This window comes from Streptomyces sp. NPDC053493, assembly GCF_044544825.1.
Classification (GTDB): Bacteria; Actinomycetota; Actinomycetes; order Streptomycetales; family Streptomycetaceae; genus Streptomyces.
This window is the reverse complement of record NZ_JBITXS010000007.1, coordinates 235284-254023: the sequence shown is the minus strand read 5'-3', so window position 1 is coordinate 254023 and position 18740 is coordinate 235284. Positions and strand designations below refer to the sequence as shown.

17 protein-coding genes are annotated in these 18740 nt (G+C 71.3%); 5 read left to right on the top strand and 12 right to left on the bottom strand.

The annotated features are described in order from the left end of the window. Positions 1-4: 4 nt before the first annotated feature. The 7 genes from ACIGO8_RS21850 to ACIGO8_RS21820 form a co-directional block, all read right to left on the bottom strand. Complete coding sequence (locus ACIGO8_RS21850) at positions 5-1273, bottom strand: cysteine desulfurase (RefSeq protein WP_399733032.1); 1269 nt, start codon at positions 1271-1273, stop codon at positions 5-7. Then, positions 1270-2034 (bottom strand): Fe-S cluster assembly ATPase SufC, encoded by a 765-nt coding sequence (sufC, locus tag ACIGO8_RS21845; RefSeq protein WP_128984891.1) that lies wholly within the window; start codon positions 2032-2034, stop codon positions 1270-1272. The genes ACIGO8_RS21850 and sufC overlap by 4 nt, the downstream gene beginning before the upstream one ends. Before the next feature lie 7 nt (positions 2035-2041). Beyond that, positions 2042-2359 (bottom strand): non-heme iron oxygenase ferredoxin subunit, encoded by a 318-nt coding sequence (locus ACIGO8_RS21840; RefSeq protein WP_399733028.1) that lies wholly within the window; start codon positions 2357-2359, stop codon positions 2042-2044. Next, a complete protein-coding gene (sufD, locus tag ACIGO8_RS21835; protein WP_399733025.1) occupies positions 2359-3540 on the bottom strand; it encodes a Fe-S cluster assembly protein SufD in 1182 nt (393 codons plus the stop codon). The genes ACIGO8_RS21840 and sufD overlap by 1 nt, the downstream gene beginning before the upstream one ends. An 84-nt stretch (positions 3541-3624) precedes the next feature. Next, complete coding sequence (gene sufB, locus ACIGO8_RS21830) at positions 3625-5040, bottom strand: Fe-S cluster assembly protein SufB (RefSeq protein WP_399733022.1); 1416 nt, start codon at positions 5038-5040, stop codon at positions 3625-3627. Continuing rightward, entirely contained in the window at positions 5037-5765 is a 729-nt protein-coding gene (locus ACIGO8_RS21825; RefSeq protein ID WP_399733019.1) for a helix-turn-helix transcriptional regulator, read from the bottom strand. The genes sufB and ACIGO8_RS21825 overlap by 4 nt, the downstream gene beginning before the upstream one ends. 162 nt (positions 5766-5927) lie before the next feature. Then, positions 5928-6677: a DUF72 domain-containing protein gene (locus tag ACIGO8_RS21820; RefSeq protein ID WP_399733016.1), complete on the bottom strand. Its 750-nt coding sequence runs from the start codon at positions 6675-6677 to the stop codon at positions 5928-5930. A gap of 112 nt (positions 6678-6789) precedes the next feature. Between ACIGO8_RS21820 and ACIGO8_RS21815 the strand changes: the two genes are divergently transcribed. From ACIGO8_RS21815 to ACIGO8_RS21805, 3 genes are all read left to right on the top strand, one after another. Further along, a complete protein-coding gene (locus ACIGO8_RS21815; protein WP_399733014.1) occupies positions 6790-7725 on the top strand; it encodes an ABC transporter ATP-binding protein in 936 nt (311 codons plus the stop codon). Beyond that, the gene (locus tag ACIGO8_RS21810) at positions 7722-8486 is read left to right on the top strand and encodes an ABC transporter permease (protein ID WP_399733011.1); all 765 of its coding nucleotides are present in this window, start codon (positions 7722-7724) and stop codon (positions 8484-8486) included. The genes ACIGO8_RS21815 and ACIGO8_RS21810 overlap by 4 nt, the downstream gene beginning before the upstream one ends. Positions 8487-8573: 87 nt before the next feature. Next, the gene (locus ACIGO8_RS21805; protein ID WP_399733008.1) at positions 8574-9542 is read left to right on the top strand and encodes a heme A synthase; all 969 of its coding nucleotides are present in this window, start codon (positions 8574-8576) and stop codon (positions 9540-9542) included. Between the two features lie 47 nt (positions 9543-9589). Here the strand turns inward: ACIGO8_RS21805 and ACIGO8_RS21800 are convergent, their stop codons facing one another. The 5 genes from ACIGO8_RS21800 to ACIGO8_RS21780 all read right to left on the bottom strand — a co-directional run bounded on the left by ACIGO8_RS21800 (position 9590) and on the right by ACIGO8_RS21780 (position 15132). Beyond that, positions 9590-11896, bottom strand: coding sequence for a hypothetical protein (locus ACIGO8_RS21800; protein WP_399733005.1), 2307 nt, complete (start codon positions 11894-11896; stop codon positions 9590-9592). 72 nt (positions 11897-11968) lie between these two features. Next, positions 11969-12406, bottom strand: a complete 438-nt coding sequence (locus ACIGO8_RS21795) for a hypothetical protein (RefSeq protein ID WP_399733003.1) — start codon at positions 12404-12406, stop codon at positions 11969-11971. Positions 12407-12535: 129 nt separating this feature from the next. After that, complete coding sequence (locus ACIGO8_RS21790) at positions 12536-13654, bottom strand: amidohydrolase (protein ID WP_399733000.1); 1119 nt, start codon at positions 13652-13654, stop codon at positions 12536-12538. A 100-nt stretch (positions 13655-13754) separates the two neighbouring features. Next, a complete protein-coding gene (locus ACIGO8_RS21785; protein ID WP_399732997.1) occupies positions 13755-14075 on the bottom strand; it encodes a hypothetical protein in 321 nt (106 codons plus the stop codon). Positions 14076-14184: 109 nt separating this feature from the next. Then, the gene (locus ACIGO8_RS21780; protein ID WP_399732993.1) at positions 14185-15132 is read right to left on the bottom strand and encodes a heme o synthase; all 948 of its coding nucleotides are present in this window, start codon (positions 15130-15132) and stop codon (positions 14185-14187) included. A gap of 348 nt (positions 15133-15480) precedes the next feature. Here ACIGO8_RS21780 and tkt point away from each other — a divergent pair, with 348 nt between their 5' ends. Further along, positions 15481-17583: a transketolase gene (tkt, locus tag ACIGO8_RS21775; protein WP_399732990.1), complete on the top strand. Its 2103-nt coding sequence runs from the start codon at positions 15481-15483 to the stop codon at positions 17581-17583. A 36-nt stretch (positions 17584-17619) separates the two neighbouring features. Next, positions 17620-18738, top strand: coding sequence for a transaldolase (tal, locus tag ACIGO8_RS21770; protein ID WP_399732987.1), 1119 nt, complete (start codon positions 17620-17622; stop codon positions 18736-18738). The last annotated feature ends 2 nt before the right edge of the window (positions 18739-18740 follow it).

The following is an 18740-nucleotide window of genomic DNA, read 5'->3' as shown; positions in this document are numbered from 1 at the left end:
GCTCCTAACCGAAGAAATTGCGGACGTGCTCCAGCCCCTCGACCAGGGCGTCGACCTCGGCCGGAGTGGAGTACAGATAGAACGACGCTCGCGTGGTCGCGGGAATTCCGTACCGCAGGCACACCGGCCGCGCGCAGTGGTGGCCGACCCGGACCGCGATGCCCTGCTCGTCGAGGACCTGGCCCACGTCGTGCGGGTGGATGTCGCCGAGCGTGAAGGAGATCGCCGCGCCGCGGTCCTCGGCCGTGGTGGGGCCGATGATCCGCAGGTCCGGCACCTCCAGGAGGCGCTGGACGGCGTACTCGGTGATCGCGTGCTCGTGGCGCGCGATGTTCTCCATGCCGATCGCCGAGAGGTAGTCCACGGCCGCGCCGAGGCCGACGGCCTGGGCGATCGGGGGCGTACCCGCCTCGAACTTGTGCGGGGCCGGCGCGTAGGTGGAGGAGTGCATCGAGACGGTCTCGATCATCTCGCCGCCGCCGAGGAAGGGCGGCAGGTCCTCCAGGAGCTCCTGCCGTCCCCACAGCACGCCGATGCCGGTCGGGCCGCACATCTTGTGGCCGGTGAAGGCCACGAAGTCGGCCTGCAGCGCCTGCACGTCGAGGACCATGTGCGGGGCGGCCTGGGAGGCGTCGATGCAGACCAGCGCACCGACCTCCTGGGCGCGCCGGATGATCGTCTCCACCGGGTTGAACGTGCCGAGCAGGTTCGACACCAGGGTGAAGGAGACGATCTTCGTCTTCTCGGTGATGAGCTGCTCGATGTCGGACAGGTCGAGCCTGCCCTCGTCGGTGAGCCCGAACCACTTCAGCTTCGCGCCGGTGCGCTGCGCGAGCAGCTGCCACGGCACGATGTTGGAGTGGTGCTCCATCTCCGTGATGACGATCTCGGTCTCGTGGTCGACGCGGTAGGGCTCCTCGGCCCAGCCGAGCATGTTGGCCACGAGGTTGAGCGACTCGGAGGCGTTCTTGGTGAAGATCACCTCGTCGCGGCTCGGCGCGTTGATGAAGGCGGCGACCTTGTCGCGGGCGCCCTCGTACAGCGCGGTGGCCTCCTCGGCGACCGTGTAGACACCGCGGTGGACATTGGCGTTGTGCCGCTCGTAGTACGCGTTGAGCGCGTCGAGGACCTGGCGCGGCTTCTGCGAGGTGGCCGCGGAGTCCAGGTACACGATCTTCTTGCCGTCGTGGACCAGACGATCCAGCAGCGGGAAGTCCTTGCGGATCGCCTCGGTGTCGAGGAGGCCGGTCAGCCCCTGATGGGCGGAAGTCACGCGGATGCGCCACCCTTCACGTACTTGTCGTAGCCCTCGTTCTCCAGCTGGTCGGCGAGCTCGGCACCGCCGGACTCGACGATGCGGCCGTTCGCGAAGACGTGCACGAAGTCGGGCTTGATGTAGCGGAGGATCCGCGTGTAGTGCGTGATCAGCAGGGTGCCGACCTCGCCGGTCTCGCGGACGCGGTTGACGCCCTCGGAGACGATGCGAAGGGCGTCGACGTCGAGGCCGGAGTCGGTCTCGTCGAGGATCGCGATCTTCGGCTTGAGCAGCTCGAGCTGGAGGATCTCGTGGCGCTTCTTCTCACCGCCGGAGAAGCCCTCGTTGACGTTGCGCTCGGCGAAGGCCGGGTCCATCTGGAGCTTCTCCATGGCCTCCTTGACCTCCTTCACCCAGGTACGCAGCTTGGGCGCCTCGCCGCGGACGGCGGTGGCGGAGGTGCGCAGGAAGTTGGAGACCGAGACGCCGGGGACCTCGACCGGGTACTGCATGGCGAGGAAGACGCCGGCGCGGGCGCGCTCGTCGACCGACATCTCCAGGACGTCCTCGCCGTCGAGGGTGACGGTGCCGCCGGTGATCGTGTACTTCGGGTGGCCGGCCAGCGAGTACGCCAGGGTCGACTTGCCGGAGCCGTTCGGGCCCATGACGGCGTGGGTCTCGCCCTGCTTGATGGTCAGGTCGACACCCTTGAGGATCTCACGCGGACCGTTCTCGGCCTCGACGGAGACGTGCAGGTCGTGGATTTCAAGCGTTGCCATGGGTGACTCAGGACTCCTGGGTGACGGAGACGAGCACATCGTCCCCTTCGATCTTTACGGGGTAGACGGGGACGGGGCGCGTCGCGGGAAGGCCGGACGGCTTGCCGGTGCGGAGGTCGAACGCGGAGCCGTGCAGCCAGCACTCGATCTGGCAGTCCTCCACCTCGCCCTCGGAGAGGGAGACGTTCGCGTGCGAGCAGATGTCGTGGATCGCGAACACCTCGCCCTCGGTGCGGACGACGGACACCGGCGTGCCGTCGAGTTCCACCCGCTTCGGGGTGTCCTCCTCCAGCTCGCTCAGCGCACAGACGCGGACGAAGGCCATCAGACGGAGGCCTCCAGCTCGGCCTCGATCTTGGCGATGAGGCGCTCCTCGACGTCCGCGATGCCGATCTGCTGGACCAGCTCGGCGAAGAAGCCGCGCACGACGAGGCGGCGGGCCTCGGCGGCCGGGATGCCGCGGGACATCAGGTAGAAGAGCTGCTCGTCGTCGAAGCGGCCGGTGGCGGAGGCGTGGCCGGCGCCGGCGATCTCGCCGGTCTCGATCTCCAGGTTCGGCACCGAGTCGACCCGGGCGCCGTCGGTGAGGACGAGGTTCCGGTTGAGCTCGTAGGTGTCGGTGCCCTCGGCCTTGGCCTCGATGAGGACGTCGCCGATCCACACCGCGTGCGCGGCCTCGCCCTGCAGCGCGCCCTTGTAGGCCACGTTGGACTTGCAGTGCGGGACGTTGTGGGTGACCAGGAGGCGGTGCTCCTGGTGCTGGCCGGCGTCGGTGAAGTACAGGCCGAAGAGCTCGGCCTCGCCGCCGGGGGCGGTGTAGGTCACGCGCGGGTGGATGCGCACGACGTCGCCGCCGAAGGTGACGACGACCGACTTGAAGGAGGCGTCGCGGCCGACCAGCGCGTTGTGCTGGGCGACGTGGACGGCCTTCTCGTCCCAGTCCTGGACGGAGACGACGGTCAGCTTGGCGCCGTCGCCGAGCACGTAGTCGACGTTGGCGGCGAGCACCGCGTCACCGGTGTGGTCGATGACGACGACGGCCTCGGCGAAGGCGCCGAGCTCGATGACCTGGTGGCCGAAGGCGACGCCGCCCTCGCCGTGCACGGCGATGCGGATCGGCTCGGTGAGCACGGCCTCCTTGGCGACGGTGACGACCGAGGCCTTCTCGAAGGAGGAGTACGCCTGGGCGGCGACGCGGTCGACCGGCGTGCCGGCCTTGCCGAGGCGCGCGTCGTCGCGGCCCACGGTCTCCACGGTGACGCCCTCGGGGGCCTCGACCTCGACGCGGACGCCCTCGCCGGACGCGACGGCGGTGCCGTCGTGCAGGCCGCGCAGCCGCTCGAGCGGAGTGAAGCGCCACTCCTCCTCGCGGCCGTGCGGGACGGGGAAGTCCGCCACGTCGAAGGACGGCGGGGCGCTCATGCGCGTGGCGACGGTGGACTCGGCGGCCACCGCGATCGAGCCGGCGGTGGTGGAACCCGCCGGGATGTTCTGAGCCTCAGCCATGGCTGTCGTCTTGCTCTCTTCCTACGTTTCGATCCTCGGCCCGCCGCGTGGGCGGGCCGCTAGCCGGTGGTGGGGCGGCGGTGCCTAGCCGACCGCGCCTTCCATCTGCAGCTCGATCAGCCGGTTGAGCTCCAGCGCGTACTCCATGGGCAGCTCCTTCGCGATGGGCTCGACGAAGCCGCGGACGATCATGGCCATCGCCTCGAACTCGGTGAGGCCGCGGCTCATCAGGTAGAAGAGCTGGTCCTCGGAGACCTTGGAGACGGTGGCCTCGTGGCCCATGGAGACGTCGTCCTCGCGGACGTCCACGTAGGGGTACGTGTCCGAGCGGGAGATCGTGTCGACGAGCAGCGCGTCGCACAGCACGTTCGACTTGGCGCCCGGGGCACCCTCGCCGATCTCGATGAGACCGCGGTAGGAGGTGCGGCCGCCGCCTCGCGCCACCGACTTGGAGACGATGTTGGAGGAGGTGTTCGGGGCCATGTGGACCATCTTGGCGCCGGCGTCCTGGTGCTGGCCCTCGCCGGCGAAGGCGATGGAGAGGGTCTCGCCCTTGGCGTGCTCGCCCATCAGGTAGACGGCCGGGTACTTCATGGTGACCTTGGAGCCGATGTTGCCGTCGACCCACTCCATGGTGGCGCCCTCGTAGGCGACGGCGCGCTTGGTCACCAGGTTGTAGACGTTGTTCGACCAGTTCTGGATGGTCGTGTAGCGGCAGCGGCCGCCCTTCTTGACGATGATCTCGACGACCGCGGAGTGCAGCGAGTCGGAGGAGTAGATCGGGGCGGTGCAGCCCTCGACGTAGTGGACGTAGGCGTCCTCGTCGACGATGATCAACGTCCGCTCGAACTGGCCCATGTTCTCCGTGTTGATGCGGAAGTAGGCCTGGAGCGGGATCTCGACGTGCACGCCCTTCGGCACGTAGATGAACGAGCCGCCGGACCACACGGCGGTGTTCAGGGAGGCGAACTTGTTGTCGCCGACCGGGATGACGGTGCCGAAGTACTCCTTGAAGAGCTCCTCGTGCTCCTTCAGCGCGGTGTCGGTGTCGACGAAGATGACGCCCTGCTCCTCCAGGTCCTCGCGGATCTGGTGGTAGACGACCTCGGACTCGTACTGGGCGGCGACACCGGCGACGAGGCGCTGCTTCTCCGCCTCCGGGATGCCGAGCTTGTCGTACGTGTTCTTGATGTCCTCCGGCAGGTCCTCCCAGGACTCGGCCTGCTTCTCGGTGGACCGCACGAAGTACTTGATGTTGTCGAAGTCGATGCCCGACAGGTCGGAGCCCCAGGTCGGCATGGGCTTCTTGTCGAACAGCCGCAGACCCTTGAGCCGCAGCTTCAGCATCCACTCGGGCTCGTTCTTCTTCTCGGAGATGTCGCGGACGACGTCCTCGGAGAGACCGCGCTTGGCGGCGGCACCGGCCGCGTCCGAGTCGGCCCAGCCGTACTCGTACCGACCCAGGCCCTCGAGCTCGGGGTGGCTGATCTCGGTGGTCATGCGGGGTTCCTCCCGGCCGTGCTTGCAGATGCTGTGGATGGAGTGGTCTGGGGGGCGCCGTGCGGGATGAACGTCGTGCAGACGCCGTCACCATGCGCGATGGTGGCCAGGCGCTGGACGTGGGTCCCGAGGAGGCGGGAGAAGATCTCCGTCTCCGCCTCGCACAGCTGCGGGTACTGCTCGGCGACGTGGGCGACCGGGCAGTGGTGCTGGCAGAGCTGCTCGCCGACCGGCGCGTGGCGCGCAGTGGCAGCGTACCCGTCGGCGGTCAGCGCCTTGGCCAGCGCCTCGGTGCGCTGCTCCGGGTCGGCGGACTCGACGGCCGCGCGGTACGCCTCGGCCTGGGCCTCGACGCGGTCGCGGGCGAAGGCGGCGACGGCCGCCTCTCCTCCGGCGTTCCGCTCGATCCAGCGCAGGGCCTCGACGGCGAGCGTGTCGTAGGACTGGTCGAAGGCGTCCCGGCCGCAGTCGGTGAGCGCGAAGACCTTCGCGGGCCTGCCGCGCGTACGGGCGCCGTAGACGCGCTTCTCGCGCGCCTCCACGACGTTGTCGCCCACCAGCGAGTCGAGGTGGCGGCGGACGGCGGCCTGCGTGAGGCCGAGCCGCTGGGCCAGATCGGCGACGGTCGAGGGACCGTGGTCCAGGATGGAGCGCGCGACCCGGTTGCGCGTGGATCGCTCACCGGTCGCGAGTTCCTCCGTGGAAGCCTCACCGACGTTTTTCACAACGCCATTGTTGCGTAATTAATCAGGGACTGACAAGCGAGGTCAGGCCGGGTGACGGTGCCGTACGTCACGCAGGTAAGGCTTACCTGACCTGCGGAAACGATCATTCGTAGGACGAATCACGGCCACCCTGACCAGCGGTTTCCCTACCCGGGCGGCGCCCTAGGGCACCCGCACGCCGCGCCCTCGGGACTCCACCAGACGGAGAAACATTTCCGCGTTGCGGACCGCCGCGGCGCCCGGGTCGTTGTTGAAGAAAACGAACACGTCCGCCCGGTCGGGCCAGGTGTCCGCCAGCCGGTCCGCCCAGGTCACCAGCGCCTGCCGGCCGTACGACGGACGAGGCACGGCCCGGCCCTCGTGCAGCCGCAGATAGCCCCAGTCCGCCGTCCGCCACAGCGGGGCCACCGGCCGCCCGCCCCGGTCCGCCCAGCACAGCGCCGCGCCCCGGTCCTTCAGGACGGCGGCGGTCTCCTCGGTCCACCACGAGTCGTGCCGCGGCTCGACCGCCACCCGCGTGCCCGCCGGGAAGCACGCGAGGGCCGCGTCGAGCAGGCCGGTGTCCGCCCGGAGCGTGGGCGGCAGCTGGAGCAGTACGGGACCGAGCCGGGCGCCCAGCGCCTCCGCGCGGCCCATCAGCCGCGCCACCGGCTCCTCGGGCTCCTTCAGGCGCTTGATGTGCGTGAGGTAGCGGCTGGCCTTGACCGCCATCACGAAGCCGTCGGGCGTGCGCTTCCGCCACTCGGCGAAGGTCGCCCGCTCGGGCAGCCGGTAGAAGGCGTTGTTGTTCTCCACGGCCGCGAAGCGGCGCGCGTACTCCTCCAGCCAGAGCCGCTGCGGCACGCCCTCGGGATAGAGCACGCCCCGCCAGTCCCGGTACTGCCACCCGGAGGTGCCGACGACGGTCGCCATACCGGGCTCCTGCCCCGCCCGGCCCGTCCCCATCCGGCCGGAGCCGGGGCCGCCGCGACCGGATCCGGGGCCGCGGACCGGCCCGTACGGGTGGTTCCTTAGACTTCCCGGCATGCGAAACGACTCCGTCGAGTCCGTGGTCCGGGTCCGGGGCCTGGTCAAGCGGTACGGGACCAAGACCGCCGTCGACGGCCTCGACCTCGACGTGCGGGCCGGCACCGTCACCGCCGTCCTCGGACCCAACGGGGCCGGCAAGACCACCACGATCGAGACCTGCGAGGGCTACCGGAGGCCGGACGCCGGCACCGTCACCGTCCTCGGCCTCGACCCGGTGGCCGACGCGGCCGCGCTGCGGCCCCGGGTCGGCGTGATGCTCCAGTCCGGCGGCGTCTACTCCGGCGCCCGCGCCGAGGAGATGCTGCGCCACATGGCGAAGCTGCACGCCCACCCGCTCGACGTCGACTTCCTGATCGAGCGCCTCGGCCTCGGCTCCTGCGGCCGTACGACCTACCGGCGCCTGTCCGGCGGCCAGCAGCAGCGCCTGTCGCTCGCCATGGCCGTCGTCGGCCGCCCCGAACTCGTCTTCCTCGACGAGCCGACCGCCGGCCTCGACCCGCAGGCCCGCCGCGCCACCTGGGACCTGGTCCGCGAGCTGCGCTCCGACGGCGTCACGGTCGTCCTGACCACCCACTTCATGAACGAGGCCGAGGAGCTCGCCGACGACGTCGCCATCGTCGACGCCGGGCGGGTCGTCGCCCAGGGCAGCCCCGAGGAGCTGTGCCGCGGCGGCGCGGAGAACACCCTGCGCTTCACCGGCCGCCCCGGCCTCGACCTCGGCTCGCTCCTCAAGGCCCTGCCGGACGGCACCGCGGCCGTGGAGGGCCCGCCGGGCACCTACCGGCTCACCGGCACGGTCGACCCGCAGCTGCTGGCCACCGTCACCAGCTGGTGCGCCCAGCACGGCGTGCTGCCCGACCGGCTCTCGGTCGAACGCCACACCCTCGAAGACGTCTTCCTCGAACTGACCGGCAAGGAGCTGCGCGGATGAGCACGGGTACGTACGCGCCGAAGCCCGGCGCCGCGCCGGTCGGGCGGATGATCGCCGCGCAGGCCGCCTTCGAGACCCGGATGCTGCTGCGCAACGGCGAGCAGCTCCTGCTCACGGTGATCATCCCCTCCCTGCTGCTGGTGCTCTTCTCGACGGTCGACATCGTCGACACGGGCACGGACGAGGCCGTCGACTTCCTCGCGCCCGGCGTCCTCGCGCTGGCCGTGATGTCCACCGCCTTCACCGGCCAGGCCATCGCGACCGGCTTCGAGCGCCGCTACGGCGTGCTCAAGCGGCTCGGCGCCTCGCCGCTGCCGCGCTGGGCGCTGATGACCGCGAAGACGCTGGCGGTGCTGGTCACCGAGGTGCTCCAGGTGGTGCTCCTGACGGTGATCGCGCTGGCGCTCGGCTGGTCGCCGCACGGGAACCCGTTCTCCGTGCTCGCGCTCCTGGTCCTCGGCACCGCCGCGTTCTCCGGGCTCGGGCTGCTCATGGCCGGCACCCTCAGGGCGGAGGCGACGCTGGCCGCCGCGAACCTGGTGTTCCTGCTGCTCCTGGTGGGCGGCGGCGTGATGGTGCCGCTGGAGAAGTTCGGCGCCGCGGGCGACGTGCTGGCGCTGCTGCCGATCTCCGCGCTCTCCGACGGTCTGCGCGACGTCCTGCAGGACGGCGCCGGGATGCCGTGGGGCGACGCCCTGATCCTGGCCGTCTGGGCGGTCCTGGGCCTGGGCGCGGCGGCCCGGTTCTTCCGCTGGGAGTGAGGCTCCGCGTAGCCGGGCGGTGACGTTTCCGGGCGACTCGCCCCGTAAGCACCCCCTCGTGAAAGCGTGCACAAGCCCCCGCCTACGATGGGGCCCGTGCAGACCCCCCTCGCCTTCCTCGCCCGGCGCTGGACCCCGTCCCCCCGGACGCTCCGGCGCGCCGCGCTCTCCGCCGTCGTGATGAGCGTGATCATCATCGTCACCGGCGGCGCGGTCCGGCTGACCGGCTCCGGTCTCGGCTGCGACACCTGGCCCAAGTGCACGGACGACAGTCTGATCGTCACGGCCGAGCAGGGCTTCCACGGCTTCGTCGAGTTCGGCAACCGCATGCTGACCTACGTGCTGTCGGCGGCCGTCGGCTGGACGATCCTGGCCGCGCGCTGCGCCAAGCCGTACCGGCGCGGGCTCACCCGGCTCGGCTGGGCCCAGTTCTGGATCGTGCTGAGCAACGCCGTCATCGGCGGCGTCACCGTCTGGATGGGCCTCAACCCGTGGACCGTGGCCGGCCACTTCCTCGCCGCGAACTCGCTGCTCACGGTGACGGTGATCACCTGGCACCGGGTCGGGGAGGGCGACGCGCCCGCGAAGCCGCGGGTCCCGCGCCCGGTGCGCAAGCTGTCCTGGGCGATCGTCGCCGTCTCCGCGCTGCTCATCGCGCTCGGTACGACCGTCACGGGCGCCGGCAAGCACGCGGGTGACAGCAGCGAGGTGCCGCGCATGCCGTGGGACTGGACGAACGCCGCCCATGTGCACGCGATCGCCGCCTGGGCGGTCTGCGCCCTGGCCCTCGCCATGTGGCTGGTCCTGCGCGTGGTCGACGCCCCGGACGACACCCGGGCCCGCGCCCGCGACCTGCTGCTCGTGCTGGCCGCGCAGGGCGGCATCGGCTACCTCCAGTACTTCACCGGCGTGCCCGAGCTGCTGGTCGCCGCCCACATGCTCGGCTCCTCCCTGATGTGGATCGCGGTCCTGCGCCTGGCCCTGAGCCTGCGCGAGCGCCCGGCGGCCGCCCCGGAGATCCCGGCCCAGCCGGAGGCGGAGCTGGCCACGGCGTAGCGGCGGTGCGCGGCCGTCCCGCTCGCGGGTCCGGCCGCGCTCGCCCGTCAGTCGTCCGACCGGGGCGGCAGTCCCACCTGGTCCTCCATCACGGAGCCGTTGTTGTAGCCGCTCTCCACCGTCGTCCGCAGATCTTCGGCGAAGCCCGGGTCGTGCGCGCCCACCTGGTGGCGCGCCAGGAAGTCCTCCACGGGACCGCGCGCCATGCTCCTGCCCTTCCAGTAGGTGCTGGTGGTGTCGGCGTGGGTCTGCTTGTCCACGGCGTCGGCGTTCTCCTTCTTCTCCGCGTCGGCCACGTCGCTCATGACCGAGCCGGCCAGCGAGCCGAGGACCTCGCTCCCCACGTCCACGGCGGTGGGAACGACGACGCCCGAGCCCGGTATGAGGGCGGATCCGGCGGTGATGACGGCGTCGGCGCCGGTCCCGATCGCGCCCCAGCGGGCGTCCACGGCCTTCTCGTACTCCTCCTTGCGGGCGCTGCCGTCGCTCGCGATCTGGTCGGCCCGGGACTGGTCGAGCGTGCCCTGCACCTCCGCGCCGATCCTGGCCGCCGTCCGCGCCGCCGGGGTGTCGATCCTGCCGTCCGGGCCGACCTGGGCCTCGAGCACCGAGGTGGTGTAGACGCCTTGGGCGACCGAGACCGTGGCGTAGGCGTCGGGATGCCGGCCGAGCGCGCTGAGCAGCTGCCGGGCGCCCAGCTCGTCGAACGTCGCGTGGCCGGTGCCGTCCTTGGGGACGAAGGGGTTTCCGTCGCGCGGGCCGAGCGCGCGGTCGATGTCGTCGATGTAGCCGGCGGTCATCCGGCCCACGCTGTCGGAGAGGCTCTGCTGCTGCTTGAGGAGGGCGGGGTCGCTGTACGCCGAGACCACCTTCTCCATGATGTCGGCGGAGGTGTCGTCGCGGTGCAGCTTCGGTGACGGGTCGTCCCAGGCGTGGCCGAGGGTGGCCGCCTCGAGGGCGTGGCCGAGCGCGTCCGGCAGGTATGTCTTCGTGGTGTCGAGGACGGCCGGGTCGGTGCTGGTGGTGTCGGGGAGGACCTCGAACTTCCCGCTGGTGAAGAGGTCGAGGTAGCTGCTGAGGGGCTTGCCGTCGGCGCCCTTCCCGAGGTCGGCCGGGCCGCTCTTCGCGGTGCCGTCGCGGTGGTAGGCCTGGGGCGTGCGGTCCGGGTCGAAGAACTCCTTCGCCGCATCGGGGCTGTGGCCGAGCGCTTCCAGGAAACCGACGGTGGGGTCGTAGCCCGATCCGTTCAGGCCGGAGGGGTTGAAGGGGTTGCGCGGGCCGTTGCCGAGCTTCGACTGCTGGAAGAAGGCCGGGTCCTTCGCCTGGATCTGCGCGGCGTGCTCCGCGACGGGCACGAGGAAGCGCTTGTCGTAGGAGCCGTTGCGCATGATCCCCGCGAGCAGCTGGTAGCCGAAGGGCGCGTGGGTGTCGCCGGGGTACAGCGGGATCCGCTCGGTGCCCAGGCGGCGCAGGTCCTGGGCGAACGAGGGCGGCAGGTGCCGTGCGTGGTCGGGGTCCGTGGCGGTGGCCAGGCTGAGGCCGAGGTTGCGCTGGAGGTCCTGGACGTCGCGCAGGCGCTGCGGGTCGGTCCTGCCCCAGTCCTCCGTGTCGGTGGCCATGGTGCCGAAGAACTCGAGCGAGCCCTTGGCGCCGAGCTTGTCGTAGAACGCGGTGGTGAAGACCGGGTCCTTCGCGTGGTCCGCGAGCAGGTCGTTGAGCTCGGTCAGTTCGTCGTGGGTCAGCTTGCGGCCCTTGCGGGCGAGCGCCGCGGCGTGATCGGCCTGCTCGGCCTTCAGTGAGCCGTACGCGGGCGCGCGGAAGTCGCGTCCTTCGCCGACGTTCGCTCGCAGCGTCCGCGCCAACGACTGGTCGGTGTCGTTGAAGCTGTCGACGAGTTCGTCGATCCGGCGCTGCCACTGTCCCTGGTGTTCGTGCAGCGTCCGCTGGTAATCGGGGTCGTTGCGGGCGGCGGCGCGGGCCCGGGCGTCCTCGATCGGTTTCGGTCTGACCTTTCCGTCGGCGCCGACGAGGAATCCGGCGGCCGGTGCCTCCTCCACGGTCGTGTGCAGTGCGGTCCAGGTCTGCTTGAGGCTGTCGTGGCCGTCGGCGAGGGCCTGGTGGATGCCCTTGGCCTCCTTGGCGGCGTCGTCGAACTCCTTGGCCGTCTTGTCGACGAACGCCCGGGTCACCTCCGCGTCGACGCCGCGCCAGTCGGCCCGCGCCGCCCTGGCCTTCATCCCGGTGCGCGCGGTCTCGGCGAGCTGCTCCAGCTTGGTGACCATCGCGCCCCAGTCCTGGGCCGCGGCCTGTAACTTCCCCAGTCGTGCGTCCAGGACGTCCTTGAACGTCAGCATCCCACTCCCCCGTGTTCGCGTGGCGCGCGCGGCGCGTCCGTCCGCCGTCGTCGTCGGCGGCGGCGGCGGCGGCTAGGTGAGGTACCGGTCGATCTCCGAGGCCCGCAGGGTGGCGATCAGCTTCTCCTCCTGGTGGACCCAGGCCGCCACGGTGTAGTCGCAGTGGTTGGAGATGGTGGCGCAGGCCGCCACGAGCAGGTCCACCTGTTTGCTCCACCTGTCCTGCACGGTGCGCAGGGCGGGCCCGCTCTCCAGCTTCCCGCCGGTCAGTTCGGCGGCGGCCTCGTCCGTGGCGCGCCTGGCGTGCGTCCCGTCGGCGCGGAGCATGTTGTGCAGCTTGAACGCCTCGCTGCCGATGCGGCCGATGTGGTCGTCGTCCACGGCGAGGTCCTTGTCACCGCCCGGGCCGCCGGGTCCGCCCGGGCCGCCGGGCGCGGCCTGGTCGAGACGTGTCGTGGCGTTCTGCGCGGCGGCGGCGCGGGCGGAGGCCCACTCGTCGTCGAAGGACATGTGCTTCCCCGTTCTCCCGCGGATCGGTTCGGCCATCCACTTCTGTGTCTACCGCCGGGGCGGCCGCCGGACAACCGTGCGCACGGCATCGGCCGGATCCCGCCTCGCGCGCGGCCCGGAGGCGCCGGGTCAGCCGAGGCGGTAGACGCGGCGGGCGTTGCCCGCGGCGAGCAGTCCGGCGACGCGCTGGGCGTCCGTACGGGACCAGGCGCCGTCGCCGACCCATTCGCCGAGCACCCGGGCGAGCGCGCCGCGGAAGACGCCGGCGGCGACCACGTGCAGTTCGGGCAGGCCGCGCGCGCCGCTGGAGAACAGCAGCTTGCCGAACGGGGCCAGCTCCAGGAACTCGGCGAGGACGGCCGCGGCGCGGGCGCCGGTGCGCGCGACGACCGGCCCGAGGTCCGCGTGGACGTGCGGGAAGTGGGCGGCGAGCCGGGCGGCCTGGCGGTGGTACGGGTACTCGTGCAGCAGCACCAGGTCGGCGCCCAGACCGGCGGTCGCGGCGGCGAATCCGGCCAGCGTGCCGGGATCGCGCTCCCCGACGTGCAGCTGGACCGGCCGGCCCGCTGCGATCGCGGCCCACAGCAGGTGCCGCAGGAGCACCGGGTCGTCCACGGCGCCGCCGGCCGGGCGCCGGGCCAGCCAGCGGCCCGCCGCGCCGCGCACCTCACCGGGTCCCGGCGGCTCGGGCACGGCCGCGAGCCCGCCCCGTACACCGGCCACGGAGGTGAAGGCGACGGCGCCCGCGGCGGCCGCGTGGACGGCCTCGGCGAGACGGGCCAGGAAGGCGTCGACGGTGCCCGAGGTGTCGGCGACCTGCTGGGCGAGAAGCTCGAGCCGGACGATCTCGTGCGCGGCGGCGGCGCCGGTGGCGGCGAGCTCGGCGGGTCCGGTCAGGTCGCCGGGCGGGCCGGCGGCGCCGGCCGGGGCGCCGGCTCCGGTGCCCGATCCGGTGTCGACGAGATAGGTGCCGATGCCGGTGGCGCGCAGCAGGCGCCGGCCCGATTCGAGGGCGCCGAGCTCACGGCGCCGGGCGAGGTAGCGGGCGGGCGGGCAGTGCGGTTCGAGGCCGAGCAGCGGCGGACACCAGCGGCGCACGGCGAAGCCGGTCTGGGTGTCGAAGAAGGTGGTGCCGGCGGCGGGCGGCGCGGAGGCCGGGGCGAGATGGGCCTCGAACGTGCCGAGGCCGAGCTCGGTACGGAGCACCCCGTGGCAGTACTGGTCCACCAGGCTCGGCGTGTCGATCATTCGGGGGGCTCCCACGTGTGGACGGGCTTCCACCCCTCCTAACGGGTGAGCCCCGCGCGAAGTTGTTGCCTCCGGGGCCCCGAGGGCCCCGGGCGGCGGCTCAGGCGTTGGCCGGTCCGCCGAGCTGGATGCCGGCCATCCGGGTCCACTCGTACCGGCCGGTGACGACCTTCGCGGCGAACTCGCCGTCGAACTCCTCGTGCAGCGTCAGACCGGCCTTCTCGGCGGCCGCCTGCGCGATCTCGTAGCTCGGGGCCACCAGGTCGCCCCAGCCGCCGTCCTCGCCGACGAGGACGATGCGGGTGCCCGCCTGGCCGATGTGGGCGAGCTGGCCCTCGGCCCCGCCGTGCTTCCCGGAGAACGCCTGGATCTGCCGGGCCAGCCTGGCCGCCCTGCGCTCCGCCTGCTTCGTGTCTGCCATGACAAGGATGCTACTCGTGGGTAGATCGACTGGCGACGGCCGGGGCACGTGGCGTGGGCCACGCACCCCGGCCGTCGTCCGGAGTTCCGGCGGAGTCGGCGCGGGAGAGTCAGCGCAGGAAGGGGTCCACCGCGACCGCCACGAAGAGCAGCGAGACGTAGGTGATGGACCAGTGGAACAGGCGCATCTCCTTGAGCTTCGCACCCGTCACCTCGGACTTGGCGCGGTTCAGCAGCGCGTGCGCCTCCCACAGCCACCAGCCGCCGGTGAGCAGCGCCACGGCCGTGTAGAACCAGCCGGTGTAGCCCAGCGGGGTGAGCAGCAGCGAGACCGCCACCATGACCCAGCTGTAGATCACGATCTGCTTGGCGACGACCTTGTTGGAGGCGAGCACCGGGAGCATGGGCACGCCCACGCGCGCGTAGTCCTCCTTCACCTTCATCGACAGCGGCCAGTAGTGCGGCGGCGTCCAGAAGAAGATGACGAGGAAGAGGATGACGGCGGCCCAGGACATCGAGTTCGTGACCGCGGACCAGCCGATGAGCACCGGCATGCAGCCGGCGATGCCGCCCCAGACGATGTTCTGCGCGGTGCGCCGCTTGAGGATCATCGTGTAGACGACCACGTAGAAGAACAGCGCGCCGAGCGAGAGCCAGGCGGACAGCCAGTTGACGAGGACGCCGAACCAGACGGTGGAGACCACCGCGAGGGTCAGTCCGAAGACCAGGCCCTCGCGCGGCGAGACCATGCCGGTGACCAGCGGACGCTGCGACGTGCGGTCCATGAGCGCGTCGATGTCGCGGTCGATGTACATGTTCAGCGCGTTGGCGCCGCCCGCGGACAGGTAACCGCCGACGCAGGTGGCGAGGACCAGCCACAGGTCGGGCACACCCTGCTCGGCGAGGAACATCACCGGCACGGTGGTGATGAGCAGCAGCTCGATGATCCGCGGCTTGGTCAGCGCCACGAATGCCTTGACGCGGGCCCCGAACGGCCGATGGCCCCCCGGGCTGGGAGTCAAGACGACCCCTGCGGGTCGGGACTCGACGGCCGTCACGCACACCCCTGACAGAGAATTTCCCAGCAAGCTCCCCGGATGAAGACGGGGTGAAGACTTGCGCGTACCACGCCACTGTAGACGTTGCCCATACGCCGATCTTCGCGGGGGTGGGGTCGTGTTGGCGGCCCTTCGCGCCGGGCGCGCCCGAGGCGCGTCCCAATGGGCGGACACCGGCCGCGGCCCCTCGGGAGGCGAACTCGCACGCCCGGCGGCAGTCTTGCAGGAGAGCGCTCATTTGAGGGGCCCAGGCACGAAAAGAGGGGCGAATTCCGGGGGTAGGCTCGACACCGCCGGGACACCCTCAGTCACCGGCTCAAGACATGCGGAGAGGAGCCCTGACTCAGGGTGAGCACTAAGCCGACGACCACAGACCTCGAGTGGACCGAACTGGACCAGCGGGCCGTGGACACCGCCCGCATCCTGGCCGCCGACGCCGTACAGAAGGTCGGCAACGGCCATCCCGGTACGGCGATGAGCCTGGCGCCCGCCGCGTACACCCTCTTCCAGAAGGTGATGCGCCACGACCCGGCCGACCCGGAGTGGGTGGGCCGCGACCGCTTCGTGCTCTCCGCCGGGCACTCGTCCCTGACCCTGTACACCCAGCTCTACCTGGGCGGCTTCGGTCTGGAGCTCGACGACCTGAAGTCCTTCCGCACCTGGGGCTCGAAGACCCCGGGCCACCCCGAGTACGGCCACACGGCGGGCGTCGAGACGACGACCGGTCCGCTCGGCCAGGGCGTGGCGAACGCGGTGGGCATGGCGATGGCCGCCCGCTACGAGCGCGGTCTGTTCGACCCGGAGGCCGCCGCCGGCACCTCTCCCTTCGACCACCGCGTCTACGTGATCGCCGGCGACGGCTGCCTCCAGGAGGGCATCTCCGCCGAGGCGTCCTCGCTCGCGGGCCACCAGAAGCTCGGCAACCTGATCCTGCTGTGGGACGACAACCACATCTCGATCGAGGGCGACACCGAGACCGCCGTGTCCGAGGACACCATGAAGCGGTACGAGGCCTACGGCTGGCACGTGCAGCGCGTGGAGCCGCAGGCCAACGGCGACCTGGACCCGGCCGGCCTGTACGCCGCGATCAAGGCCGCCGAGGCCGAGACCGAGCGTCCCTCCTTCATCGCGATGCGCTCGATCATCGCCTGGCCGGCCCCGAACGCCCAGAACACCGAGGCCGCGCACGGCTCGGCGCTGGGCGACGAGGAGGTCGCGGCCACCAAGCGCGTGCTCGGCTTCGACCCGGAGCAGACCTTCGAGGTCTCCGACGAGGTCATCCGCCACACCCGCGGGCTCGGCGACCGGGGCCGCGAGGCCCGCGCCGCGTGGGAGAAGTCGCTGGCCGAGTGGCGCACCGCCAACCCGGAGCGCGCGGCCACGTTCGACCGCGTCCAGGCCAACGAGCTGCCGGCCGGCTGGGAGGACAAGCTCCCGGTCTTCGAGGCGGGCAAGGGCGTCGCGACGCGTGCCGCGTCCGGCAAGGTGCTGCAGGCGCTCGGCGCGGTGATCCCGGAGCTGTGGGGCGGCTCGGCCGACCTCGCCGGCTCGAACAACACCACGATCGACAAGACGTCCTCCTTCCTCCCGGAGGGCAACCCGCTGCCCGAGGCCGACCCGTACGGCCGGACGATCCACTTCGGCATCCGCGAGCACGCCATGGCCGCGGAGATGAACGGCATCGCCCTGCACGGCAACACCCGCATCTACGGCGGCACCTTCCTGGTGTTCTCCGACTACATGCGCAACGCCGTGCGCCTGTCCGCGCTGATGCACCTGCCGGTGACGTACGTGTGGACGCACGACTCGATCGGTCTCGGCGAGGACGGCCCGACCCACCAGCCGGTGGAGCACCTGGCCTCGCTGCGCGCGATCCCGGGTCTGAACGTGGTCCGCCCGGCCGACGCCAACGAGACGGCGATCGCCTGGCGCGAGATCATGAAGCGGCACACCAAGGTGTTCGGCAAGGGCGCCCCGCACGGTCTGGCCCTCACCCGCCAGGGCGTGCCGACGTACGCGCCGAACGAGGACGCGGCCAAGGGCGGCTACGTGCTGTTCGACGCCGAAGGGCCCTCCGGGCAGGACGCGGACGCGCAGGTCGTGCTGATCGCGACCGGTTCCGAGGTGCACCTGGCCGTGGAGGCCCGGGAGCAGCTGCAGGCCGCCGGCGTCCCGACCCGCGTGGTCTCGATGCCGTCGGTGGAGTGGTTCGAGGAGCAGGAGCAGGGGTACAAGGACGCCGTGCTGCCGCCGTCGGTCAAGGCGCGCGTGGCGGTCGAGGCCGGTGTCGGCCTGACCTGGCACAAGTACGTCGGCGACGCCGGCCGGATCGTGTCGCTGGAGCACTTCGGTGCCTCGGCGGACGCGAAGGTCCTGTTCCGCGAGTTCGGGTTCACGCCGGAGGCGATCGTCGCCGCCGCGCGGGAATCTCTTGACGCCGTCGCGCGCTGACGCGAATACGTACGACTCAATGGAGATGCAACTCTCATGACAGACGCTCTCAAGCGCCTCTCCGACGAAGGCGTCGCGATCTGGCTGGACGACCTTTCGCGTCAGCGGATCACGTCCGGCAATCTGGCCGAGCTCATCGACCAGAGCCATGTGGTGGGTGTGACCACCAACCCGTCCATCTTCCAGAAGGCGATCTCCGAGGGCCACGGCTACGACCAGCAGGTCGCCGACCTCGCCGCCCGCAAGGTGACCGTGGACGAGGCCATCCGCATGATCACGACGGCTGACGTGAGGGACGCCGCCGACATCCTGCGTCCCGTCTTCGACGCGACCGACGGCCAGGACGGCCGGGTCTCCATCGAGGTCGACCCCCGTCTGGCCCACGACACGGCGGCCACGATCGCCGAGGCCAAGCAGCTGGCCTGGCTGGTGGACCGTCCCAACACCCTCATCAAGATCCCGGCCACCAAGGCGGGTCTGCCGGCGATCACCGAGGTCATCGGCCTCGGCATCAGCGTGAACGTGACGCTGATCTTCTCGCTGGAGCGCTACCGCGCGGTCATGGACGCCTACCTCGCCGGTCTGGAGAAGGCCCGCGAGCGCGGCCTGGACCTGTCGAAGATCCACTCCGTGGCGTCCTTCTTCGTGTCCCGCGTGGACACCGAGATCGACAAGCGCCTCGAGGTGATCGGCACCGACGAGGCCAAGGGCCTCAAGGGCAAGTCCGCCCTGGCCAACGCGCGTCTCGCCTACGAGGCGTACGAGGAGGTCTTCGGCTCCGAGCGCTGGGCGGCCCTGGACCGGGCGCAGGCCAACAAGCAGCGTCCGCTGTGGGCCTCGACCGGTGTGAAGGACCCGGCCTACAAGGACACGCTGTACGTGGTGGACCTGGTCGCCCCGGGCACGGTCAACACCATGCCGGAGGCCACCCTGGAGGCCACCGCCGACCACGGCGAGGTCACCGGCGACACCATCCGCGGCACGTACGACGAGTCCCGCGCGGTGCTCGACGCGGTGGCGAAGCTCGGCATCTCGTACGACGACGTCGTCCAGGTGCTCGAGGACGAGGGCGTCGACAAGTTCGAGGCGTCCTGGAACGACCTGCTCAAGTCGACCGAGGCGGAGCTGCAGCGCCTCGCACCTTCGGAGGCGTAACC